This is a genomic window from Enterobacter cloacae complex sp. P24RS, from assembly GCF_014982165.1.
In the GTDB taxonomy this organism is placed as follows: Bacteria; Pseudomonadota; Gammaproteobacteria; order Enterobacterales; family Enterobacteriaceae; genus Enterobacter; species Enterobacter quasihormaechei.
The window spans coordinates 19179-43489 of the sequence record NZ_JADCKU010000016.1 but is presented as its reverse complement, the minus strand read 5'-3'; the positions used below and the strand labels follow the sequence as shown (position 1 = coordinate 43489).

Below are 24311 nucleotides of genomic sequence, written 5' to 3'. Positions count from 1 at the left end.
GATTCCACTTCTGCGGAAATAGCGGTTATAGTGGCATAATCAGGCACAGGCAGGAGCCGAGCCAACACCCTACGGAACAACAAGACAACGGGAGAAGTTCATGACCTGGGAATATGCGCTAATCGGTTTAGTCGTCGGCATCATCATCGGTGCTGTGGCCATGCGTTTCGGTAACCGCAAATTGCGTCAGCAGCAGTCACTGCAATACGAACTGGAAAAGAACAAAGCCGAGCTGGAAGAATATCGTGAAGAGCTGGTCAGCCACTTTGCCCGTAGCGCCGAGCTGCTGGACAACATGGCGACAGATTATCGCCAGCTCTATCAGCACATGGCGAAAAGCTCCAGCAGCCTGCTGCCGGAAATGACCGCAGAGACCAACCCCTTCCGCAATCGTCTGGCGGACTCTGAAGCCGGTAACGATCAGGCACCGGTTCAGATGCCACGCGACTATTCAGACGGCGCGTCCGGCCTGCTGCGCGGTGGTGTAAAACGCGATTAATCGCAAAACCTGAATAAATTTTACGGGCGCACCTCATGCGCCCGTCCTTTCTTCCCGTCCCCAGCTATTATTTACTCAATCACCTCATTGTTCAGCGGTTGAAAATTCAATAACATCAAGATGTTTTTGGGGCCGTTCTTTTTCATTCCAGGATACGAGAGTCAGCATCGATGAAGAAAAAAAACCAGCTGTTGAGCGCCTTAGCGTTAAGTGTCGGGTTATCTCTCTCGGCCTCCTTCCCTGCCAGTGCGGCTCTGCCTTCGCAGGTGCCCGGACAAGAAGCCATTCCCAGCCTCGCGCCGATGCTTGAAAAAGTCCTGCCGGCGGTGGTCAGTGTGCAGGTGGAAGGGACCGCACGACAAAGCCAGCGCATCCCCGAAGAGCTGAAGAAATATTTTGGCGAAGAGGCGCCGGATCAGCAGGCTCAGCCGTTTGAAGGCCTGGGTTCGGGCGTGATTATCGACGCGGCTAAGGGCTATATCCTGACCAATAACCACGTGATCAGCCAGGCCGATAAAATCAGCGTTCAGCTGAACGATGGCCGGGAGTTCGACGCCAAACTGATCGGCGGTGACGATCAAAGTGATATTGCCCTGCTTCAGGTGCAAAACCCCAGCAACCTGACCCAGATCGCCATCGCCGATTCCGATAAGCTGCGCGTCGGTGATTTTGCCGTCGCGGTCGGTAACCCGTTCGGCTTAGGCCAGACCGCCACCTCCGGGATTGTCTCCGCCCTGGGGCGCAGCGGCCTGAATCTCGAAGGACTGGAAAACTTTATCCAGACCGACGCCTCCATCAACCGGGGCAACTCCGGCGGTGCGCTGCTTAACCTGAACGGTGAGCTGATCGGCATCAACACCGCGATACTCGCGCCAGGCGGCGGCAGCATCGGGATTGGTTTTGCCATTCCGAGTAACATGGCCAAAACCCTGTCTCAACAGCTGATTCAGTTTGGCGAGGTTAAGCGCGGGCTGCTGGGCATCAAAGGCATGGAGATGAGCGCCGATATCGCCAAAGCCTTTAAGCTCAACGTCCAGCGCGGGGCGTTTGTCAGCGAAGTACTGCCAAACTCAGGCTCTGCAAAGGCGGGCGTGAAATCCGGCGACGTTATTGTCAGCCTGAACGATAAACCGCTGAGCAGCTTCGCTGAATTACGTTCACGTATTGCCACCACGGAGCCTGGCGCTAAAGTGAAGCTGGGTCTGATCCGCGAGGGCAAACCGCTGACCGTGGAAGTGACGCTGGACAAGAGCACCTCCTCTTCCGCCAGCGCAGAACAGATCTCCCCAGCGCTCCAGGGCGCTACGCTGAGCGACGGTCAGCTTAAAAACGGCACGAAAGGCATTTCTGTCACTAACGTTGAGAAGAGTAGCCCGGCCGCACAGGCAGGTTTACATCAGGACGACGTGATTATTGGCGTGAACCGCACTCGCGTGCAGTCTATTGCGGAAATGCGCAAGGTGCTGGAGAGTAAACCGGCGGTCATTGCCCTGCAAATTATCCGTGGCAACGACACTCTGTACATTTTACTGCGTTAACCATTTGCGACTCCGGGCATCGCCGCTGCGTGTGATGTCCGGATAACTCATGTTATGCTGCAAACCGTTCCTTTTTTAACGACACACGCATCATGCTTTTAAAGCTCTTTCGTTCAATTGTCATTGGTTTGATCGTTGCCGGTCTGCTGCTGGTGGCTATGCCATCTTTACGCCAGTTCAACAAACTGTCGGCTCCCCAGTTCGACAGCACGGATGAAACGCCTGCGACGTACAATCAGGCGGTACGCCGTGCCGCCCCCGCCGTGGTTAACGTTTATAACCGCGGGCTTAACAGCTCCGCGCATAACCAGCTGGAGATCCGCACGCTCGGTTCCGGCGTGATCATGGATGACCGGGGTTATATCATCACCAATAAACACGTCATTAACGATGCCGACCAGATTATCGTCGCCTTGCAGGATGGCCGCGTGTTTGAAGCCCTGCTGGTGGGGTCGGACAGCCTGACCGATCTGGCGGTCCTGAAGATCAACGCCACGGGCGGTCTGCCGACTATCCCGATAAACCGCAAACGAACGCCGCACATCGGCGATGTGGTGCTGGCGATCGGTAACCCGTACAACCTGGGCCAGACCATCACGCAGGGGATCATCAGCGCGACCGGTCGAATTGGCCTGAACCCGTCAGGACGACAGAACTTCCTGCAAACCGATGCCTCGATCAACCACGGTAACTCCGGCGGCGCGCTGGTGAACTCCCTGGGCGAACTGATGGGCATTAACACCCTCTCCTTCGACAAGAGCAACGACGGCGAAACACCGGAAGGAATTGGCTTTGCCATTCCGTTCCAGCTGGCGACCAAAATCATGGACAAGCTGATCCGCGATGGCCGCGTGATCCGCGGCTACATTGGTATAGGCGGTCGTGAAATCGCGCCGATGCATACGCAGGGTGGGGGTATCGATCAGATCCAGGGGATTGTGGTCAACGAAGTGGCGCCTGGCGGCCCGGCGGCCAATGCGGGCATCCAGGTGAACGACGTTATCCTTTCCGTCAACGGCACGCCGGCGGTCTCTGCGCTTGAAACCATGGACCAGGTGGCCGAGATTCGACCGGGCTCCATTATTCCTGTTGAAGTCATGCGCAATGATAAGAAGCTGACGATTCAGGTCACCATTCAGGAATATCCGGCCACTAACTGACGGCCATAAAAAAACCGAAGCCTGTGCTTCGGTTTTTTTTGCCGGGTGGCGCTTACGCTTACCCGGCCTGCTATGGGAGAGGACGTTTTACTTGTTAACGAACTCTTCGCCCAGCGTGATATCTTTCTTCAGCGTATCCAGCATGCCTTCCATCGCGTTTTGCTCAAACGCGCTCAGCGTGCCGATAGACTTACGCTCTTCAACACCGTTTTTACCCAACAGCAGCGGCTGAGAGAAGAAACGCGCGTGTTCACCGTCGCCTTCAACATAGGCGCATTCAACAACGTCTTTTTCGCCCTGCAACGCGCGCACCAGAGACAGGCCGAAACGTGCCGCCGCCTGGCCCATAGACAGGGTTGCAGACCCGCCACCCGCCTTCGCTTCCACCACTTCGGTGCCCGCGTTCTGAATACGTTTAGTCAGGTCAGCCACTTCCTGTTCGGTGAAGCTCACGCCCGGGATCTGCGACAGCAGAGGCAGGATGGTCACGCCAGAGTGACCGCCGATAACCGGCACTTCCACTTCCGTTGGCTGCTTGCCTTTCAGCTCAGCCACGAAGGTATTGGAGCGGATGATATCCAGCGTCGTCACGCCGAACAGTTTGTTCTTGTCGTATACGCCCGCTTTCTTCAGCACTTCTGCTGCGATAGCAACGGTGGTGTTCACCGGGTTAGTGATGATACCGATGCACGCTTTCGGGCAGGTTTCAGCGATCTGCTGAACCAGGTTTTTCACGATGCCCGCGTTGACGTTGAACAGGTCTGAACGGTCCATACCCGGTTTACGTGCAACACCTGCGGAGATCAGCACCACGTCGGCACCCTGCAACGCAGGACGCGCATCTTCACCGGAGAAGCCTTTGATTTTCACAGCTGTCGGGATGTGGCTCAGGTCAACCGCCACGCCTGGGGTTACCGGAGCAATATCGTACAGGGAGAGTTCTGAGCCTGAAGGCAGTTGGGTTTTCAGTAGTAGGGCAAGCGCCTGGCCGATACCACCAGCAGCGCCGAGGACTGCGACTTTCATCCTAAACTCCTTATTATGGTTAACTTAAGTATCTGTAAATCCGTTGCGGCGACCATAATTCAGCACGTCATTAATTACAATTTTCATCGCTAAAGAATTTGAGGTCGCACGTCTTTCGCCTTCACCTGAATGCTATCAGGCTGTGGGCAACAACGTATTAAGAGGGGGTTACAATACACCCTGCCACGCCACCAAAACAACATCATTTTGATAACATTTAATTTACTTTTAAGCTTATTTGCGCGGCGTGACCCAGGCATGTTTTCCGATAACGAAATCTGATAAAATCACTCCCTTTCATAACATTATTTCAGCCTGGCGCCAGGTAGATAATTTGCATAAAAATTCATCCACATGCATAATAATGTTGTTTCTTTCGTCATATTCCGGGTGACTTATGCGAAGCTCGTCTAAGCAAGAAGAATTAGTAAAGGCGTTTAAAGCGCTACTCAAAGAAGAGAAATTCAGTTCTCAGGGAGAAATTGTTCAGGCGTTGCAGGAACAAGGCTTCGATAACATCAACCAGTCGAAGGTCTCCCGCATGTTAACCAAGTTTGGTGCGGTGCGTACGCGCAACGCCAAAATGGAAATGGTTTATTGCCTGCCTGCTGAACTTGGCGTCCCGACAACCTCCAGCCCGCTGAAGAACCTGGTTCTGGACATCGACTATAACGATGCCGTGGTTGTGATCCATACCAGCCCAGGTGCCGCACAGCTGATTGCTCGCCTGCTGGATTCGCTGGGTAAAGCTGAGGGGATCCTCGGCACTATCGCCGGTGATGACACCATCTTTACCACCCCGGCAAATGGTTTCTCGGTGAAAGACCTCTACGAAGCGATTCTGGTCCTGTTCGAACAGGAGCTGTAATTACCTGCCCCGTAGCGCACGGCTACGGGGATCATTCTGCTGTTGCCTCGTTTTACCCTGCTTTCCACTGCCTGCTGCTTTTGCAAATAGTGCTTTTTACCGCCTGTTAACATTCACCCAGTGGATAATCTGCTGCAAAACCGCACTAAAAATCAAATTCACCCATCATACTGATTTTAAATACAAAAATGGACAAAAATCGCCTTACCAGGTCCTTTTTTATGCACTCACGTTATAAAAATCGATTTTTTTAATACGTAATAACAAGGGAAACCATTAGTCTGGTATTAATTTTTTGCGTGATTAGTGTATACTTGATTTTGTGATGAGGGTCACAGAACAAAGACCCCAGTAGAATAATTGACGAGGTAACCGATCATGAAAATTAAAAACACTGTTGCTGCCCTGAGCGTACTCTCTGTCCTGTCATTCGGTGCGTTTGCGGCCGACGCCATTAATGCCGAACAGGCACAATCCCGTCAGGCTATCGGGACGGTTTCTGTTGGTGCCATCGGCGCATCTCCGATGGACATGCACGACATGCTGAACAAAAAAGCGGAAGAACAGGGTGCATCATCCTATCGCGTAATTGAAGCACGCAGCGGTGACCACTGGCACGCTACGGCTGAACTGTACAAATAAACCCTCGTCGTATCTCATCATACGACTTGCCCCTGACCTCCCGGTCAGGGGCTTTTTTATGACTGACGCACATTGAAACGCAGTTGCCCTTCCAGCTCCTCCTCCGCTTCATCAAACAGTAAAATCAGTGCGCCAAAGCGTCTGCGCAGCTTTTCAGGCAGATGGGTAAACTCGATTTCCAGCGGTAACGGCAGCCTGTCGCCGGTCACCACATCCCACAGCATATCAAGGTTGCTTACGCTGTCCCGCTCCAGGTCGAACGCCCGAATAAACTCGCGGTAGAAGTCTTCCTGACTATCAATTTCGTCAAAATCAAAGGTATAAATTTTCATTGCCAGCCACCCGGTACAGGCGGGCGGCAGATGCCGCCCTGTCTATTATAATCCCCCGATATGCAGGGTTTTAACTTCCAGAAACTCCTCCAGCCCCAGCACGGACCCCTCGCGTCCCAGCCCGGACTCTTTTACCCCCCCAAACGGGCCCAGTTCGGTCGATACCGCACATTCATTAATCCCGATCATGCCGCTCTCAATGGCTTGTGAGACGCGGAACACGCGCGACAGATTCTGGGTATAGAAGTAGGCTGCCAGCCCGTAAGGCGTATTGTTCGCACGCATCACAACTTCGTCTTCCGACGTGAAGCGGAAGCAGGCGGCAACGGGTCCGAAGGTCTCCTCTTCCGCCAGCTTCATGCCTTCATGGCAGTCACCGAGGACGGTGGGCAACCAGAAGTTACCGCCAAGCTCATGCGGTTTACCGCCGGCCAGCACCGTGGCGCCCTTCGCTACCGCATCTTCGACGTGCTCACGGACTTTATCGACAGCCGAAGGCTCAATCAGCGGGCCGACAACGACGCCTTCGTCCAGGCCATTACCCACCTCCAGCGCCTTCACCGCATCAGCAAGCTGATTAACAAACTTGTCGTAGACCGTCTCCTGAATATAGAAACGGTTTACGCTGACGCAGACCTGCCCGGCGTTACGGAACTTATTGGCGATGGCGCCTTTAACGGCGGCCTCAATGTCCGCGTCCTCAAAAACGATATACGGCGCATTGCCGCCCAGCTCCATCGACACCTTTTTCATGGTGTCTGCGGAATTGCGGACCAGCGTTTTCCCGACGGCGGTTGAACCGGTAAACGAGATTTTGCGCACGTCATGGCTGGCCATAATGGCGTCGCTAATTTCAGAGGTGCTCCCCGCGACCGCATTCAGCACACCATCCGGCACGCCGGCCTGCTTCGCCAGCGTCAGCAGCGCAAAGGCGCTCAGCGGCGTGTTGTTTGCAGGTTTGATCACGCCGGTACACCCAGCTGCCAGCGCCGGGCCGAGCTTACGGGTGAGCATGGCCATCGGGAAGTTCCATGGCGTGATAGCGGCAACCACCCCGACAGGCTCCCGGGTGGCCAGGATACGGGAGCCGGGTTTAACCGGAGGGATAATTTCGCCGTTGGCACGCTTGGCCTGCTCGGCAAACCACTGAATGAAGCTGGCGGCATACTCTACTTCGCCCTCAGCTTCTTGCAGCGGCTTGCCCTGCTCGGTGGTCATCAGCCTTCCGAGCCAGCTTTTATTCTCAATAATCAGTTCATACCAGCGATAGAGGATCGCAGAACGCTCTTTTGCCGTTTTTGCGCGCCATGCGGGAAAGGCTTTCGTCGCGGCCGCAATAGCCTCTTCGGTTTCGGCTTTGCCTGCTTTCGCTACTTTTGCAATGACCTCGCCCGTGGCCGGGTTTAGCACATCAAACGTGGTGTCGAGTGTTTTCCAGATACCGTTAACCAGATACCCGGTCTGAAAAAGCGTACTGTCCTGAAGAGCCTGGGTTGTCATGTGTCCTCCCTTCCTGAATGTTTGAACCTACAGGATTAAGTATAGCCACAAAAAAACCGACGCTTTTGGCGTCGGTTTTCTCTTCGTTAGCTGTCCGTCAGCGCGTTCTGGTAGCGGTGCAGCATAAATACCAGCCGCTCAACCGGCTCGGTAACCTGCGGCGGCGCTTCCCAGATCCGCAGTTTTTCCTGGTAGATATCCAGCTCTTCCAGCAGTTGCTTAAAGTAGCGGCGACGTTTGTCATCGCTGGATGCCGATATCACGTGGTCCGCCGTGCGCCGTAGCTGGCGGTGGAAGGCGGACAAATCGTCGTTAATCGGCACCGGCGCGTTCCGCAGACGCTGGTGCGCGATAATCATGGTCAATGCCAGGCGGAAACGGGCGACATCGCCCGGGAACTTGTTCAGCAACAGGAACAGCTGCTGGTAAAGAGCCGGCAGGTGGTTCTCCTTGCGTCGTGCGGTATTGGTGGTCAGGGACGAAACGGCGGCCGACACAAACTGATTCAGCAGCACACGCCCTGTCCGCGCCCGGGAGTTATCCCGCACCAGCAGGATGACCATCATCGCCAGGAAACAGCCCACCAGCTGGCCTAATGCGCTGTCCAGGAACTGGCTAAAATGGAAGGTCATCGGGTTATCCAGCACAATGATGTTAATCGTACTCGCCAGCGCACCTAACGATCCCAGTCGGCGTTTTTGTACCTCTATCCCGATAAAGAACGCCATTACCGCCAGGCTGATGCAGAGCAAAAGCATGCTTTGCTGTGTCGAGGGGATAATCACCAGGAAATAGAGCGCGCCAATCGGTAACGCCGCAATGGTACCGTACAGAAAATCGATAGCGACCATGCGCGGGTTGGGCAGACGCATAGCCAGCGCGGTCACGACGGCAATCATCACCATCGCGCCGCTACCGGACGTCCAGCCGGTCCACAGCCAGAACAGCGTGCCGAGTATACAGGCCAGCGTGGTACGCCAGAAGTTGACCATCGCATGATGACGCTCGGCGGATTCCGGTTTAATGACCACTTCGCCCTGTAACACCTCTTCTTCCGCCGCACTGATTTTGGTGTTGCCAATCACGCCGCGTTTCAGAAGCAGGTAGCGCGTTGCGGCGCCAACCCAGGTATAAATGGTGACTGGCGTGTCACGCTCTCCCGTCCAGGCAATCACGCGGCGCATACGTTTAAGCTGTCGATGCACATCCTGCACCGTCTCCACAGGCTCATCAAACAGTTCGCGGAAGGTATCCGTTACCGCTTCGGGGCGAGTGTTCTGAATCAGGTAGGTTTCACACGCCTGGGTGATCAGCGTTAACGAGACGGTATTGATCGCTTTCAGGCGCCGATTGGCGCGCTCCCAGCGGGAAGACTCCATGTTGAGGTTACTGCGCATCCCTTCTAGCGCCTGCGTGCGGCGCACCAGCCCGCTCCAGGCCTTGTCGACCTCTTCGCTGTCACCGTGCTTAATGCACAGCTGCATGAGCTGATACTGGGCAACGATCAGCGCGTCCAGCTCACGATCCACTTCCTGCTTAATAGAACGCGGAGAGAAAAGCAGATCGGCGACAATCGCACAGACGATACCAATCACAATCTCGCTGCAACGTTCCACGGCGAACTGCGGGGCGAGCAGCGGTTCGGTCTGGATGGTGATGATAATAATCAGCGCGGTATATCCCGCCAGGCCCCAGGCGTACGAGTTCTCAACCTTCACAAGGGAGGAGACCCAGGTACAAAAACCCGCCCAGATACAGCACACGATCAGCATCAGCAGCGGCGTGCGGATCATCAGGATGATAATGGTCAGGGCGGCGATACAGCCGATAAAGGTCCCGATAATACGCAGCATCCCGCGATAGCGGATGGCCCCGGAATAGGGTTCGCCACCCGCCGCGAAGGCGGGACCGGCGGCAACAATCGCGGCGGTCAGAACGGCCCAGCGCGGCGTTTCAAGCTGGAAATGGAAGCCAACAAACAGCGCCAGCACAATGGCGCATGCCAGCTTCACGGCGAAGCGGATGTGCTGGCTGGCGATGGAAAAAATGCCCATAGCGATCAACCAAACTCGCGCAGGCGATGGGCGATTTGACGGAAGATGGAGTCCTGGCTGGCATCACGGTCTTTTTCACCGGTGATCACCACCGTCGCCGTGGTGCCTGCGGGCCAGAGGTTGCTCTGCTGCTCGTCCAGACGAATGCGCACCGGTACGCGCTGCGCCAGGCGAACCCACTCAAGGTTGGAATCGACGGTCGCCATCCCTTTGTTATCAACCGTACTGCTGGAGTTGGTCACCCCCGCGGCAACGCTGTCCACGGTCCCTTTCAGGACACGGTTGCTGCCGAGCGGCGTGATTTCAGCGCGATAGCCCGGACGCACGCCTTCCAGCTTGGTCTCTTCCATATAGGCGAGGACGTAGAAGGAGTTTTGTTTCACCAGCGCCACGGCGGTTGAGCCGCGCGTGATAAACTCACCGGCATAGACGTTAAGGTTAGTCACCCAGCCATCGGACGGGGCGCGGATCACGGTACGTTCCAGATCGAGCTTCGCCAGATCGCGCGTCGCCTGAGCTTTTGCCAGCTGGTGCAGCACGGTTTGCAGCACGTTATTGGACTGGTCAATCTCTTCCCTGGACATGGCCTGGATGCCCAGCTTGTTACGGCGTCCTGCTTCACGGCGTTTTTCAGAGGCCAGCGCGTTGTAATACGCCACGTCGGCTTCTGCTTCTTCCAGCGCTTTTTGATAGCGCGGCTGGTCGATGGTGAACAGCACCTGATCTTTCTTCACCAGCTGGTTATCGTGAACGTTGACCGCCGTAATAAGACCGGCAACATCGGGCGCTATCGCGACCACCTCCGCGCTGAAACGCGCGTCGCGCGTCCACGGCGATTCGGTGTAATAGACCCAGGCACGAAAAATAGCGATGAACGCCAGGATGACCAGCGCCATAGTAATGGCAGTGCGGGAGATTTTTCTTGTTAGCGTTTTCACATCAACCTCAGACAAACATGCGCGATATTAAATAGAACAGGCAGCAATACAGCGCGGTATTAAACAATGCAGGATGCCAGACGAAATCATAAATCCCGGTAGGGACCAGCACCTTGCGCACCAGCCAGAAGATCGCCAGTGATAAAAGAAGCTCGAAAAATATCGGTGGGAACGACAGACCGAACACCACGATAACGGGAAACAGACTCATGTTGACCTTGATTATAGAGAGTGCAGGCTACTGGATTGTTAAGCTCGCGCCGCCGCAGGAGGGCAAGAAATGCCGGGCGAGAGTGGCGCAGCCGTTATGTAATTAATAGTATATTAACGTAACTGTTATGCTGTTATCTATCATATGTGATCTAAATCACTTTTAAGCCAGAGTGAATAATGGAACGACTAAAACGCATGTCGGTGTTTGCCAAAGTTGTCGAACAAGGCTCTTTTACCGCCGCAGCACGTCAGCTACAAATGAGCGTCTCATCCATTAGCCAGACGGTGTCAAAACTGGAAGACGAGCTTCAGGTGAAGCTGCTCAACCGCAGTACCCGCAGCATCGGGCTGACGGAAGCGGGTAAAATTTACTATCAGGGCTGCCGTCGAATGCTGCATGAGGTGCAGGATGTTCACGAGCAGCTTTATGCCTTTAATAACACCCCTATCGGCACGCTGCGCATCGGGTGTTCTTCAACTATGGCACAAAATGTTCTCGCTGCCATGACGGCGGAAATGCTGAAAGAGTATCCTGGCTTAACCGTCAATCTGGTGACGGGTATTCCCGCACCGGACCTGATTGCCGATGGGTTAGACGTGGTGATCCGCGTTGGCGCCTTGCAGGACTCGAGCCTGTTCTCGCGTCGGCTGGGCAGCATGCCGATGGTGGTCTGCGCCTCAAAGAGCTACCTGGCACAGTATGGCGTGCCGGAAAAACCCGCCGACCTGAGCAACCACTCGTGGCTGGAATACAGCGTGCGCCCGGATAACGAATTTGAGCTGATCGCGCCGGAAGGGCTTTCCACCCGGCTGCTGCCTGAAGGCCGCTTCGTGACCAACGATCCGATGACCATCTCGCGCTGGCTGGTGGCCGGGGCCGGTATCGCCTACGTGCCGCTGATGTGGGTGATCAACGAGATCAACAGCGGCGAGCTGGAGATCCTGTTCCCGCGCTACCAGTCGGATCCGCGCCCGGTTTACGCGCTGTATACCGAAAAGGACAAGCTGCCGCTGAAGGTGCAGGTCTGTATTAACTATCTGACGGACTATTTTGTGGAAGTGGCGGAGCTGTTTCAGGGCATGCGGGGAAGAAGGAAAGAGTAGGCCTTCCCCCTCACCCCGGCCCTCTCCCCGTTGGGAAGAGGGTTAGGGTGAGGGGAAAATGAAAAATTACGCCGTGCCGCCCACGGTCAGATTATCAACCTTCAGCGTCGGCTGGCCGACGCCTACCGGCAGGCTCTGGCCCTCTTTGCCGCAAACGCCCACGCCGTTATCCAGCTTCAGGTCGTTACCGACCATGGAAATCTGCTGCATGGCCTCAATGCCGGAACCAATCAGGGTCGCGCCCTTCACTGCTTTAGTCACTTTGCCCTTCTCAATCAGATACGCCTCTGAAGTCGAGAAGACAAATTTGCCGGAGGTGATATCCACCTGGCCGCCGCCAAAGTTCGGCGCGAAGATACCGTAATCAACGGATTCGATAATCTCCTGCGGCGTGGATTTACCCGGCAGCATGTAGGTGTTGGTCATGCGAGGCATCGGCAGGTGCGCGTAAGATTCGCGACGACCGTTGCCCGTTGGCGCAACGCTCATCAGACGCGCGTTGAGCTTGTCCTGCATGTAGCCTTTCAGGACGCCGTTTTCGATCAGCACGTTGTACTGGCCCGGCGTGCCTTCATCGTCGATAGAAATCGAGCCGCGACGGTCAGGCATGGTGCCATCATCGACCACGGTACACAGCTCAGAGGAGACAAGCTGCCCCATCTGACCGCTGAATACGGACGTACCACGGCGGTTGAAATCGCCTTCCAGCCCGTGACCGACCGCTTCGTGCAGCAGCACGCCGGGCCAGCCAGCACCCAGCACAACCGGCAGCGTACCGGCGGGTGCCGCCACGGCAGAAAGATTAACCAGCGCCATGCGCACGGCTTCTTTTGCCCACGCATCCGCGCGCGCTTCGCCGTCAACGTCGCCGAGGAACCAGTCATAGCCAAAACGACCGCCGCCGCCGCTTGAGCCGCGCTCGCGCTTGCCGTCGTCTTCCACCTGCACGCTGATGGAGAGGCGCACCAGCGGACGCACGTCGGCGGCCAGCGTACCGTCCGTCGCTGCCACCAGGATCAGCTCATAGACGCCGCTCAGGCTGGCGGACACTTCCTGCACGCGTTTGTCGGCAGCGCGGGCCACTTTGTCCACGCGACGCAGGATGTCCAGCTTCTCTTCGCGGCTCATGCTTTGCAGCGGGTCGATGCTGGTATAGAGCGCCGAATGCTGCACTTCGCCCAGGGTTTTTACGCGGCCATCGCCCGCGTCGCGCACGATGGTGCGTGCGGCCTGCGCGCTCTGCTCCAGCGCGGCCAGGCTTATCTGGTCGGCATAGGCAAAACCGGTTTTCTCGCCGCTCACGGCGCGCACACCGACGCCCTGGTCGATGTTATAGGAGCCATCTTTAATGATGCTGTCTTCTAAAACCCAGGATTCGTGATAGCTCGACTGGAAATAGAGATCGCCGTAGTCGAGACGGCGTTCGGTCAGTTGACCAAGAATGGAGAACAGGTCCTGATGGCTCAGGCCGTTCGCTGCGAGCAAATGTTCACTTACCAGGTTCAGACTCATCGTATTGCTACTCGTTCGTTGCCGCCCGTGGCGGTGTAAAAATCGTATTTATTGAGAGTGAGGCAATTACCTGCCCACGTCAAATCATTGCTGTGCTTCTTTGCGCGGCTGGCGCAGCACCTCATTAATCTGCGGTTTATCGATTGGGCCCGTAATGCGGTAGCGCAGAATCGAGACCTTACTCCAGAGCGGCCCCAGCACTTTGCTGGCGGCAAATACCGCCGCACCGACAATCGGGTTAACCACAAACGCCGTCGCCACGCCCACGGTAGCGGAAATTTCCGGGGCGACGACCGCTTCCATATCCAGTTCACGACGCACCAGATCCACCGAGCCTTTCATGGCGATATCCGCCTCCAGGCCGTCCAGCAGCGTATCGTCGGTATGCATCACGCCGTCCTTGATCCAGGCCGTTCCGAGAATGGAGTCATAATAGAAACCGTCGTTGAAGGTATCGCTGAAATCGAAGCGCAGCTTGCGCAGCAGCGCGTCAAAGCTCAGCAGGCGCAGTATTTGCCCCGCATGGCCGGTGCTGACATCGGCAATTTGTCCCTTACCAAAACGGGTTCTGAGAATGCCATTCAGCGTGGCGACGTCCGGCTGCCACGGCGCCGCACGCCAGTGCAGATCGTAATTTACATCGAATGACGATCCCCGAAGCGGCGTACTGATGCCGAAGAAGTTAGCCGCCGCATCCAGCTTGCTGCCTTTGATATCGCCTTTCAGAGAGGTGCGCTGCGCGCCCGGCTTATTCACCCATTCCCCGGCGGCGGTCAAACGGCCAAAACCGGTATCCACCAGACCACCGGTAAGGCTCAGCGTCGTGCCCTTGATGGCGACATCTCCGTCGATACGGCCATATTTTTGCCCCCACAGCCAGCACTCCGCACAGCGCAGCTGGAGATCGGGCCAGCCGCTGAAATCAACGCGCGATGTCTTGCTGAGGGGCGAAGCGGCCGTCGGCTGTTTTTCAGCCACGGCAAAGGTCGGGTTGTAATAGAGGTAGCGGATCGCCGCCTGCCACGGCGCGTTATCGCGCATCGTCAACGTGCCGTTAATTTCACGGCCCTGAGCCTCAACCTTTGAGCCGTTAGCCGTCGGCCGGGAAACGATACTCAGGTTGTTCCACCGCTGCCCACCCAGTGTCAGCGCAGGCGTACGTAAGGTAATGGCCTGCGGGAACTGCGCCGTTTGATCGACGTTTTGCCCGACACCTTTCTGGAACAGCGCCAGCCACTCTGCGCCATCCATCGCCGGCAGATTCAGCTCAATGCCCGCCTGCTCCGGCAGCGGTGGCGTGGTACGGCTGTCCGTCGTCCAGATCGCCCTGTCCAGCGTCAGCTTACGGTTAAGCAGCCAGCGGCTGTTAAAGTGGTTTGTTCCGCCAGCGTTACCGGTTACGTCAAAGCCGTTGAGGTTACCGTCTACGTTAACGTTGACAGGCAGCGGCTCGCCGCTTTTCTTATTCAGGGGCGCGGGCAGCTGGCTGCTGAGATTTTTAAGATCGCCCGTGATGTCGACCTTATACCGCGCGCCGGAGTGATAAGGCAGGTCGATGGCCACCTTGCCATTCCACGACACCGCGCCGTCCACCGCGTTCTCAACCGGCTTCGGCAGGACATTCATGCGTGACGGCTGCCAGTTCGCGTCCATATTTACCGCCACCTGGTAGGCTTTATCACCCTCGGTAGTGGAGAAATCGATATTGACGGGTTGATTGAACCAGGTCGCTTTCAGCGGCTCACTTTTCAGATTGCCGTTAACAAAGCTGAACTGACCGCTGAGGTTTTTCAGCGTACTGTCCAGCGGCTTGATATAGAGGCTGTTGTTGTTAAGACGAACGTCGCCTTTGGCGGTAGTCATTTCCCCGTCGAGCGGGATATCCAGATGTAAGCGAGCATTCACATCGCCATCTAACTGCAACTGCTGAAGGGTGGCCGCCAGGGAGTCATTCAACGGCGTATCTTCAAAATACGGACCAACCGCATTACCCGGCCCCTTAATATCCGCATCAATCAGCAATTTCTCTTTCGAGTAATCCGGGATGTTTGCGGTCAGGTTGCTCGCCGTCACGCCGCCCAGCGCCACGCTGTCCGTCTTCATCCACAAGCCGTCATTCAGGAAGTTGAGTTCGATATCGAGATTTTTCAGCGCGGGCCAGTCCGGCTGGAAGGCATAGGTTGCGTTGCGCAGCGGCACCAGAACCTGGAACTGACCTTCGTTATGCTTATACGGGAACAGGTGCGGGTTGCCGCCGTAGACCAGCGTGGCGTTATCCGCCTGACCGCCCTGAATGGCGCCGCTGAGATAGTCCACCAGCGCTTTCCCCATCAGGTTTTCCGGGAAGTAGCGCCACGCCTGCGAGCCGTCATCCGTGCTGATGCCTGCCAGGATACCCAGCCACGGCTCATCGCCTTCAGGCTGTAGGTAACGGAAATTGCCGCGGGCATGCACTGCCCTGGCTTTTACATCGATATCGCGGCCATCAAGCTGAAAACCTTTGTCGTTCTTCAGCCAGTTGAGGGTGACATTACCCTGCGCGATCTCCAGCGGCGCACGAAAGACCGTTTCGTACGGCATTTTGGCATCCTGCATTTCTGCCGTCAGCCTGCCGTTTTCCACGCTTCCTTCCAGCTTGCCGCTGAAGTGCTCAGCGCCCGGCAGCAGTTTCCACTGTTTCCAGGCGAGATTTTTCCATGCCGCCTGGAAGCGTGTTTTTTCCGTGGCCTGAAGCGGAATATCCAGCGCCAGACGGTTTATCTGCCCGCTCGGCTGCGTCGCCAGCCAGATGTCACCCAGCTCCGGGGAGAGTTTTGCGGCCATTGAACGCAGGCCCTCGATCGCCGTCAGGTCCAGGTTACTGGCGCGGATACGCAACTCGTCGCTGCGTTTACCGTTTACCCCGCCGACGTCCTGCTCCGGCATCCACGCCAGCGTCAGCGCGCCGCTTGGCCAGGGTTTGTTGTCCATGGAGATGCGCGTATCCGGAATAGCGAACTGCCAGCCGCCTTTTTCCTGGGTTACGTGGGCGGTGAGGTTATCGACCGAAAGCTGATGCTGATGGTTTTCGCCCTTCCAGCTAGCGCCCCCCTGCTTGAGCCAGATATCGCCGCTGGCGAATGCCCCGTTCGTCAGGGTCATCCAGCCTTCGAGACTGAAACGCGCGGTTTCCAGCTGCATGTTCTGCTGGATCCACTCGCCAAGCCACGGCTTCACGTCCACATCGTCCGCCTGCAACCACACGCGGCCATTGTTCAGCAGGCCATTGTCGTCGCGCAGATCCATCCGCACCTGCATCACGCCGTGCTGCCCGTTCAGGCTGGAGAGATTTACCTGCCCCTCGGCGCGGTGGCGATCTTTTCCGTTTAGCCAGGTCAGCTGTGGGATCGCCAGCTCGGCGCGCTGCCCGGAAAGGGTAATAAAGCTGATTTCGCTGTCGCGCAGATCGAAATGATCGAACTGACGCAGGAAGAGATCGCTGATACGGCTGGTTTCCAGCCCCCGATCGCCTTCGCCGCTTTGCAGCGGCGTATTGGTCTTTAGCTGAAGTTGCCAGAAGGTGAGATCGCGAAACTGCCAGCGCAGATGCAGCAGGCTTTGCCAGACATCCAGCGCCAGGGTAACGCGTTTGATTTTAAGGTGACCGCCATCTTTCAGGCTGGCGCTGATATCCCGCGCATCAAGCGTCGGGCCAAAGGTCTGCCAGCTTGCCTCGATATGGCTCACGTCTAACGGCAGGCCGGTGGTGGACTCGATTTTCGCCAGGATCTGCGGACGCCAGCTGTCAAGATGCGGCAAGACGAGACGCAGCCCGCTCACGAGCAACGCGACAATCACGACCAGCGTTGCCCCTGTAAGCAGTAAAATCCCCGGCAATCGCCTCACGCGTCTCTCCTTGTCAGCCTTTAATCTCGCAGCGAACTGCGTTTACATCATTACGACGTCAAACTGCTCCTGGTTATAGAGCGGCTCAATCTGCACTTTTACCTGTTTGCCGACAAAGATTTCCACTTCCGCCAGCGCGTGCGACTCTTCCCCTTTCAGGGCCTCCGCCACCGCAGGGGAAGCATAGACCAGAAAACGGTCGGAGTCGTAGGCATGATGGACGCGGACAATCTCACGCATGATCTCGTAGCAGACCGTCTCCACCGTCTTTACCGTTCCGCGTCCATGGCAGGTTGGACACTCGTTGCAGAGCACGTGTTCCACGCTTTCGCGGGTCCGTTTCCGGGTCATTTCTACCAGACCCAGCTGGGAGAAGCCGTTGATGCTGGTTTTCACGCGATCTTTACTCAGCGCCTGCTCCAGCGAGTGCAGCACGCGACGGCGGTGATCTTCATTATTCATATCGATAAAGTCGATGATGATAATCCCGCCCAGATTGCGCAGACGAAGCTGGCGCGCGATGGCCTGCGTCGCTTCGATGTTGGTGTTGAAGATGGTGTCATCGAGGTTGCGATGGCCGACAAACGCGCCGGTGTTGATATCCACGGTGGTCATCGCTTCGGTCTGGTCGATAATCAGGTAACCGCCCGATTTCAGCTCAACCTTACGCTCCAGCGCGCGCTGGATTTCGTTTTCAACGTCATAGAGGTCAAATATCGGCTGGCGTCCGGTGTAATGCTCCAGCAGACCCGGCATTTCCGGAATGTACTCGGCGGTAAACTCCAGCAGGGCTTCATACGTCAGGCGGGAGTCCACGCGGATGCGGTCAAGCTGCGCATCGGCGAAATCACGCAGTACGCGCTGAGCAAGCGCCAGCTCGCCGTACAGACGGTAGCGGGTCTGGTTGCGTTTTTTCCGCTCCATCACCTTGGTCCAGACGCGCTTCAGGTAGGCCGCATCCGAGGCCAGATCGTCTTCGCTGATCCCTTCCGCCGCGGTACGAATAATAAAGCCGCCCTGCTCGTCGCAGTAGGCGCTCACGACTTTTTTCAGGCGCTCGCGCTCGCTTTCGCTTTCAATACGCTGTGAAACGCCAACGTGCGACGCGCCCGGCATAAACACCAGATAGCGTGAAGGCAGGGTGATGTCGGTGGTCAGGCGCGCGCCTTTGGTGCCCAGCGGATCTTTCACCACCTGCACCATCAGATCCTGGCCCTGACGCACCAGCTCAGAGATGTCGCGCACGGCAAACTGCTTTTGCTCTTCGCCAGCCACGCATTCGGTGTGCGGCATGATATCGGAGGCATGTAAAAAGGCCGCCTTATCGAGCCCAATATCTACAAAAGCCGCCTGCATACCCGGTAGTACACGACTGACACGACCTTTGTAGATATTGCCTACGATTCCGCGTCGCGCTTCACGCTCAATATGAATTTCCTGAAGAATGCCACCATCAATGTAGGCCACACGGGTTTCCGAGGGCGTTACGTTTACCAACAATTCAGCCGTCATAATTATCCCTTCCCTCACGCAGTGAGTTAAAATTACTCAGCAACTCATACGTTTCCACCAGCGGTAAGCCGACTACGGCGTGATAGCTGCCATTTATCTTCCTGACAAAACAGCCACCCAACCCTTGAATACCGTATGCACCTGCTTTATCCATCGGTTCACCGCTGGCGATATAGCCGGCGATCTCCTCGTCGGTGAGGACTCTGAACGTCACTTCCGTTACCACCAGGCAATCCAGAACGTACTGGCTGTCCGCCAGCGCCACCGCCGTCATCACCTGATGCGTTTGTCCGGACAGGTTGCGCAGCATCTGCGCCGCATGGTCTGCGTCACGGGGTTTCTCAAGCACTTCACCCTTGAGAATGACGATGGTGTCCGCACCCAGCACCGGTAAGTCACGCGGCACGCATGCGACGCCCGCCTGCGCTTTTTCACGCGCCAGACGAGAGACGTACTGCTGAGCGCTTTCGCCCTCAGCACGTTTTTCTTCAATGCCGGTAACGATGCGTTCGAAGGAGACACCCAGCTGCGCGAGCAGTTCCTGGCGACGCGGAGAACCGGAGGCAAGATACAGAGACGTCATAGAAACCTTTTATTGCACGGCAAACTGCTGGCGAATTTTACGCATCAGCAGGAACAGCCACGGCCAGAGCACACCGTTTACTACACTACTCCAGAACACTTCCGGTCGGAAAGAGACGTTGATCACTAAAAACTCTGCCCAGAAAACAACGATATCCGCAGCGAGCGACAACAACATCACCACCAGCGCCTGTTGCCAGAGCGCAAGGTTACGAAAGAGCTGGAATTTGAGTGCGACGAGGTACGCAATAATGCTCATGGATAAGGCGCGCACACCAAGCGTAGAGCCGCTGATGAGATCCAGTATGGCACCCATCACAAAACCTGTGCCGACATTTACGCGGTGCGGCAGGGCAAGGATCCAGTAGAGCAAAATGAGCAAAACCCAGTTTGGCCGGAAAACAAGAATGTCGTCCGGCCAGGGCATAATTTGCAGCAACAGTGCAACGAGGAATGAGAGCCAGATTACCCAGCGTCCCTGGCTACGATAACTGGCCACTACTGCCCTCCACCCGAGACTTGCGGCGGCGGTGGCGCATCCGGTAGCGGCTGCGTTAACCCTGTCGCCGGAGCCGGTACGGGCGCAGGTGGCCCCATCGCATCCGGCGCAGGCAGCACCTGCGGCATCATCTGCATCAGGCGTTCGTTCGCGACGCGATGCACATCTTCCGGCGTCATCGGGTTCGCACCGTTACGATCGGCTCCCCACAGCAGCAGCAGGTAACGTAAACGCTGCAAGCCCGCCGTTGGACGCGCCTGGATTACGGTGTAAGCACGCTGAGTGTCGAGCTTCACGGAAGAGACCACCGCAACCGGGTAGCCTTCAGGGAAACGACCGCCCAGACCGGACGTCACCAGCACGTCGCCCACGCGGATGTCCGTGTTGGCTGGCAGATGTTCAAGCTGAAGATCGTCCGTACAGCCATTGCCGGCAGCAATCACGCGAATGTCGTTACGCAACACCTGAATCGGCAGCGCATGGGTAGCATCGCAAATCAGCAGCACGCGGCTGGTCAGTTTGGCAACCGCCACGACCTGGCCCACAACGCCTTTATCGCTGATCACAGGCTGACCTTCGTATACGCCGTTCACGCTGCCTTTATCAATCACCACCTGATCGCTGTAGGGATCGTTTACGGTGGAGATGACCTGGGTGACCATTTTCTGTTCATCCTGGCGCAGCGGCGAGCCAAGCAGTTCACGCAGGCGCGCGTTTTCCTGCTTATATTGCCCCAGCATCAGCAGCTCGCTGTTTTTCAGCAGCAGTTCCTGGCGTAACGCACGATTTTCAAGTTCGAGCTGGTCACGCGATGAAAGCGTTTGCGACACGGAGTCAAGCAGTTCACGGGGACCATTTGAAATAAAGTAGAAAGGACTGACGGCGGTATCCATGTACGTTCGGATCTGGCTGAACGTACCGAGGCGGCTATCGGCAATAATGACCCCGAGCGCCACCAGAACCGCCAGGATCAGGCGAAACTGTAGCGACGGGCCACGGCTAAAAATTGGCTTCATAGGCTATGCGTATTCTCGCGTCAGAGAGAAAGGGTAGCAAATTGCTACCCTCTCACACCCGACTACTCTTCGCTAAACAAGTCGCCGCCGTGCATGTCGATCATTTCCAGCGCCTTGCCACCACCACGGGCGACGCAAGTCAGTGGATCTTCTGCAACTACGACAGGAATACCTGTCTCTTCCATTAACAGGCGGTCGAGGTTACGCAGCAGCGCACCACCACCGGTCAGCACCATACCGCGCTCGGAGATATCGGAAGCCAGCTCTGGCGGGCACTGTTCCAGCGCAACCATCACCGCGCTCACGATGCCGGTCAGCGGCTCCTGCAATGCTTCCAGGATTTCGTTAGAGTTCAGGGTGAATCCGCGCGGCACGCCTTCAGCCAGGTTACGACCGCGAACTTCGATCTCGCGGACTTCGTCACCCGGATAAGCAGAACCGATTTCGTGCTTGATACGCTCTGCGGTTGCTTCACCGATCAGAGAGCCGTAGTTACGGCGAACGTAGTTGATGATGGCTTCGTCGAAGCGGTCACCGCCGATACGTACGGAAGAGGAGTACACCACGCCGTTCAGGGAGATGACGGCCACTTCGGTAGTACCGCCACCAATATCCACCACCATAGAACCGGTTGCTTCAGAAACCGGCAGACCCGCACCAATTGCCGCAGCCATCGGCTCTTCAATCAGGAACACTTCACGCGCACCGGCACCCTGAGCGGATTCACGGATCGCGCGGCGTTCAACCTGGGTTGCGCCAACCGGCACACACACCAGGACGCGCGGGCTTGGGCGCATGAAGCTGTTGCTGTGAACCTGCTTGATGAAGTGCTGAAGCATTTTTTCGGTCACGAAGAAGTCAGCAATAACGCCGTCTTTCATTGGGCGGATCGCGGCGATGTTGCCCGGCGTACGGCCCAGCATCTGCTTCGCATCATGACCTACTGCGGCCACGCTTTTTGGCGAGCCGGCACGATCCTGACGAATGGCCACAACGGAAGGCTCATTCAATACGATGCCTTGTCCTTTTACATAAATAAGGGTATTCGCGGTACCCAGGTCAATGGACAGGTCATTGGAAAACATGCCACGAAATTTTTTCAACATACTAAGGGATAATCCTGAAAGCTGGGGCGGAAAACAAAATCCGCTTACTTTACCAACCACACGCAGCAGCGACAAGGCGCAAAAATCGTCTGCTACGGTGAAAATTAGTGCAGCACGTTTCCTTTGTTACAAATTCATCCCCTGAATCCGTCAGGGCTGAGTAAACAGCAGCGTCCCTCACTTTCACTTGTAACCCATTAAAGGTCGTTCACTGGCTTTTATGCTCGTCTTACTCAAAGCTACAGGCGCGATATTCTACGTGAAAACAAAGTAAACGGCAGGTCAAACAGAGTATCTTTGCAAATATTTTTTCACATTGGTGTCAAGGGGCTGTGAGGCCGCAAAAAAATCCCCCTGACCGCCCGCTACACCGCGCTCTTTCAACATCTGCCATTCACTGCGTGAACGTACGCCTGTGGCAAATACCTGCGTTTGCGTTCCTTTGCACGCTTCCACCAGGCTCTGTACCAGCAGCTGGTTTTCCGTGCGTTTTTCAATCGTTCTGACCAGACCAGGATGCAGCTTCAATAATTCAACATCCAGCTCTTTGATCCAGCTGGTGCTCACCAGCGTCAAACCCGCCTGGGTGACGGCCACACGAGCCCCAAGCGCATTGATTAAACGTACCACCGGACGTAACCGGCTGATGTGTTGACCTACATCTGCCTCTGCAAGTTCAAAAATAATGCGTTTGCGTTGCGATTTTTCGCACTGCATTAACGTGTCGCGTAACCAGCGCTGGAAGCGCGGACGAATCAGCGACTCGACGGTCACCTGTAAAGCCAGATTTTCCTCAGGCCAGTACGATAAAAACGGGATGAGGCGGGTGATTTGCTGGCGGTCATACTCTTCGGATAAGCCAAATTGCAGCACCATCGGCAGATATTCCGCCGAGATAACCTCTTCGGTGCCATCAAAAATACGGCACATCAGCTCACGGTGATGAACATAGCCATTCTTCATGACCGCCGGTTTTTGATAGATACGCGGCCCACCGCGGCTCAGCATCTGTTCAATCAGGGTTCGCCAGCGCACGTTGCCGCGCCCTTTCTCCGGCAGCGTATCATCATAGACCGCCCAGCCGTTCGCGCCCTGTAATACGGCGTTACGCGTAGCCGCTTCCGCATGTTCCATCACCTGCTCCGTCGACTGGCCGCCGCGCCAGGCACAGATGCCCATATGCACCATGTCGTCTCTGTCGAGCATTTTGCTCTGCGGCAGCGCATCAACGGCTTTCAGCAGCTGGCTGGCGATACTCTCGGACTCCTTTAAGGTGCGATGCGGCAGCAAGACGGCAAAGTCACTGCGGTGGTAGCGCGCCAGCAGCGCGCCGGGGTAGCGCATAATAAAGGTGGACAGGAGGTTAATCAGGGTGAAGAGATTCTCTTCCGCCACGCGCTGTCCCCAGGTATCACGGAGCAGATCGAAGTCCGGCAGGCGAATCATCATCACCACGCCGTGCGTGCCTACCTTTTCGGGGTCATCAAGCAACGTAGCCAGCTGATTATCAAAGAAGAGACGGTTGTTAAGGCCCGTTTTGTTATCCTGCGCGGCGTAGGAGCGGATCAGCGTGTCCATACGGCTACGCTGGTCGCTGGCAAACTGGATTTCGGAGAGCAGCACGTCCAGGGCGCTACTGGTGCGCGACGGCCATTCATACACCGATCCCCGCACCTGCGGCCCCCGCTCGCCATTGAGTATCCGCACGGAGCGTGTTTCCAGCAGTTCCTGGCCGGAAAGCTGACGACGCTGCCAGCGAACGGCGAGGAAAATGAGCAGCACGATAAAGGCAACGGCGATGGTTAAAGGTGCGGTGGTCATGAGCGAGCGTAAATAGTTGCTCATCGGATCCTGGTACATCATATGGATCGTCATACCAGGGTGTTTAAGCGAATGGACCGTTACGTCCCGATACTGATCTACCGTGCCGGCAGGACGATAGCTGCCCTGGCGGGTATGGCTGAAAACGGTCTGCTTCCCCTGTTTAATCTCGATCCGCACAATATCCACAGGTACCATTAACTCATCGAGCTCACGCGAAAGCGCCGGGAAGGGTGTGGTGATCAGGCGGGTGTCGATAACCGATGCAACCGATTCAACACGGTTAACCAGCTTATCCTGGATGGCATTATAAAAACTCAGCGAGCAGCCGATCAGCGTGACAATGATGGTCAGCCCCGTCAGCAAAGTGATAAAAGCTGAGAACTTCGTCGTTAATCGCATCCTTGAGATTACTCCGTGGGTTGAAGGGGTCGCAAGTGAGCGCTAACTTGCATTTCAAATGCGGCATACTACCAAACCTGGTGTATCTGGCAATTTATTGCG

General features: G+C 56.3%; 20 protein-coding genes. 6 read left to right on the top strand and 14 right to left on the bottom strand.

Features of this window, described 5'->3' with window-relative positions; translation table 11 throughout:
- Nucleotides 1-100 precede the first annotated feature (100 nt).
- The 3 genes from zapG (at nucleotide 101) to degS (ending at nucleotide 3197) form a co-directional block, all read left to right on the top strand.
- Nucleotides 101-499: a Z-ring associated protein ZapG gene (gene zapG, locus INF58_RS16575; protein ID WP_003860432.1), complete on the top strand. Its 399-nt coding sequence runs from the start codon at nucleotides 101-103 to the stop codon at nucleotides 497-499.
- 170 nt (nucleotides 500-669) lie between these two features.
- Nucleotides 670-2037, top strand: coding sequence for a serine endoprotease DegQ (gene degQ / locus INF58_RS16570; protein WP_107534001.1), 1368 nt, complete (start codon nucleotides 670-672; stop codon nucleotides 2035-2037).
- 92 nt (nucleotides 2038-2129) lie between these two features.
- Entirely contained in the window at nucleotides 2130-3197 is a 1068-nt protein-coding gene (degS, locus tag INF58_RS16565) for an outer membrane-stress sensor serine endopeptidase DegS (protein ID WP_003860430.1), read from the top strand.
- Nucleotides 3198-3284: 87 nt separating this feature from the next.
- Here degS and mdh read toward each other — a convergent pair whose 3' ends face one another.
- Nucleotides 3285-4223, bottom strand: a complete 939-nt coding sequence (gene mdh, locus INF58_RS16560) for a malate dehydrogenase (RefSeq protein WP_006812159.1) — start codon at nucleotides 4221-4223, stop codon at nucleotides 3285-3287.
- Nucleotides 4224-4620: 397 nt separating this feature from the next.
- Between mdh and argR the strand changes: the two genes are divergently transcribed.
- Together argR and yhcN are read left to right on the top strand one after the other, a co-directional pair.
- A complete protein-coding gene (gene argR / locus INF58_RS16555; protein WP_003860428.1) occupies nucleotides 4621-5091 on the top strand; it encodes a transcriptional regulator ArgR in 471 nt (156 codons plus the stop codon).
- A gap of 378 nt (nucleotides 5092-5469) precedes the next feature.
- On the top strand, nucleotides 5470-5733 hold the full coding sequence (gene yhcN / locus INF58_RS16550; protein WP_063451005.1) for a peroxide/acid stress response protein YhcN: 264 nt from the start codon (nucleotides 5470-5472) through the stop codon (nucleotides 5731-5733).
- 56 nt (nucleotides 5734-5789) lie between these two features.
- On the opposite strand, the gene INF58_RS16545 is transcribed toward yhcN, so the two are convergent.
- The 5 genes from INF58_RS16545 to aaeX form a co-directional block, all read right to left on the bottom strand.
- A complete protein-coding gene (locus tag INF58_RS16545; protein WP_063451004.1) occupies nucleotides 5790-6065 on the bottom strand; it encodes a barstar family protein in 276 nt (91 codons plus the stop codon).
- A 45-nt stretch (nucleotides 6066-6110) separates the two neighbouring features.
- Nucleotides 6111-7565 carry an NAD-dependent succinate-semialdehyde dehydrogenase gene (locus tag INF58_RS16540; RefSeq protein WP_193528126.1) on the bottom strand — a complete coding sequence of 485 codons (1455 nt, stop codon included), beginning with the start codon at nucleotides 7563-7565 and terminating at the stop codon, nucleotides 6111-6113.
- Between the two features lie 86 nt (nucleotides 7566-7651).
- Nucleotides 7652-9619 (bottom strand): p-hydroxybenzoic acid efflux pump subunit AaeB, encoded by a 1968-nt coding sequence (gene aaeB / locus INF58_RS16535; RefSeq protein ID WP_193528125.1) that lies wholly within the window; start codon nucleotides 9617-9619, stop codon nucleotides 7652-7654.
- 5 nt (nucleotides 9620-9624) lie between these two features.
- Entirely contained in the window at nucleotides 9625-10557 is a 933-nt protein-coding gene (aaeA, locus tag INF58_RS16530) for a p-hydroxybenzoic acid efflux pump subunit AaeA (RefSeq protein WP_063451239.1), read from the bottom strand.
- A 7-nt stretch (nucleotides 10558-10564) separates the two neighbouring features.
- A complete protein-coding gene (gene aaeX / locus INF58_RS16525) occupies nucleotides 10565-10768 on the bottom strand; it encodes a p-hydroxybenzoic acid efflux pump operon protein AaeX (protein ID WP_003860416.1) in 204 nt (67 codons plus the stop codon).
- 179 nt (nucleotides 10769-10947) lie between these two features.
- Between aaeX and aaeR the strand changes: the two genes are divergently transcribed.
- Nucleotides 10948-11874, top strand: coding sequence for an HTH-type transcriptional activator AaeR (aaeR, locus tag INF58_RS16520; protein WP_063451001.1), 927 nt, complete (start codon nucleotides 10948-10950; stop codon nucleotides 11872-11874).
- Between the two features lie 66 nt (nucleotides 11875-11940).
- Here aaeR and tldD read toward each other — a convergent pair whose 3' ends face one another.
- The 8 genes from tldD to csrD all read right to left on the bottom strand — a co-directional run bounded on the left by tldD (nucleotide 11941) and on the right by csrD (nucleotide 24209).
- Nucleotides 11941-13386 (bottom strand): metalloprotease TldD, encoded by a 1446-nt coding sequence (gene tldD / locus INF58_RS16515; RefSeq protein WP_193528124.1) that lies wholly within the window; start codon nucleotides 13384-13386, stop codon nucleotides 11941-11943.
- Between the two features lie 84 nt (nucleotides 13387-13470).
- Entirely contained in the window at nucleotides 13471-17271 is a 3801-nt protein-coding gene (yhdP, locus tag INF58_RS16510; RefSeq protein ID WP_193528123.1) for an AsmA2 domain-containing protein YhdP, read from the bottom strand.
- A 42-nt stretch (nucleotides 17272-17313) separates the two neighbouring features.
- Nucleotides 17314-18783 carry a ribonuclease G gene (gene rng / locus INF58_RS16505; RefSeq protein ID WP_063450998.1) on the bottom strand — a complete coding sequence of 490 codons (1470 nt, stop codon included), beginning with the start codon at nucleotides 18781-18783 and terminating at the stop codon, nucleotides 17314-17316.
- The gene (locus INF58_RS16500) at nucleotides 18773-19366 is read right to left on the bottom strand and encodes a nucleoside triphosphate pyrophosphatase (protein ID WP_063450997.1); all 594 of its coding nucleotides are present in this window, start codon (nucleotides 19364-19366) and stop codon (nucleotides 18773-18775) included. The genes rng and INF58_RS16500 overlap by 11 nt, the downstream gene beginning before the upstream one ends.
- 9 nt (nucleotides 19367-19375) lie before the next feature.
- A complete protein-coding gene (mreD, locus tag INF58_RS16495) occupies nucleotides 19376-19864 on the bottom strand; it encodes a rod shape-determining protein MreD (RefSeq protein ID WP_003860402.1) in 489 nt (162 codons plus the stop codon).
- Nucleotides 19864-20880, bottom strand: coding sequence for a rod shape-determining protein MreC (gene mreC / locus INF58_RS16490; protein WP_003860400.1), 1017 nt, complete (start codon nucleotides 20878-20880; stop codon nucleotides 19864-19866). Before mreC ends, mreD begins: the two co-directional genes overlap by 1 nt.
- 62 nt (nucleotides 20881-20942) lie before the next feature.
- A complete protein-coding gene (gene mreB, locus INF58_RS16485) occupies nucleotides 20943-21986 on the bottom strand; it encodes a rod shape-determining protein MreB (protein ID WP_000913396.1) in 1044 nt (347 codons plus the stop codon).
- A 282-nt stretch (nucleotides 21987-22268) separates the two neighbouring features.
- Nucleotides 22269-24209, bottom strand: coding sequence for an RNase E specificity factor CsrD (gene csrD / locus INF58_RS16480; RefSeq protein ID WP_193528122.1), 1941 nt, complete (start codon nucleotides 24207-24209; stop codon nucleotides 22269-22271).
- Nucleotides 24210-24311: the final 102 nt, after the last annotated feature.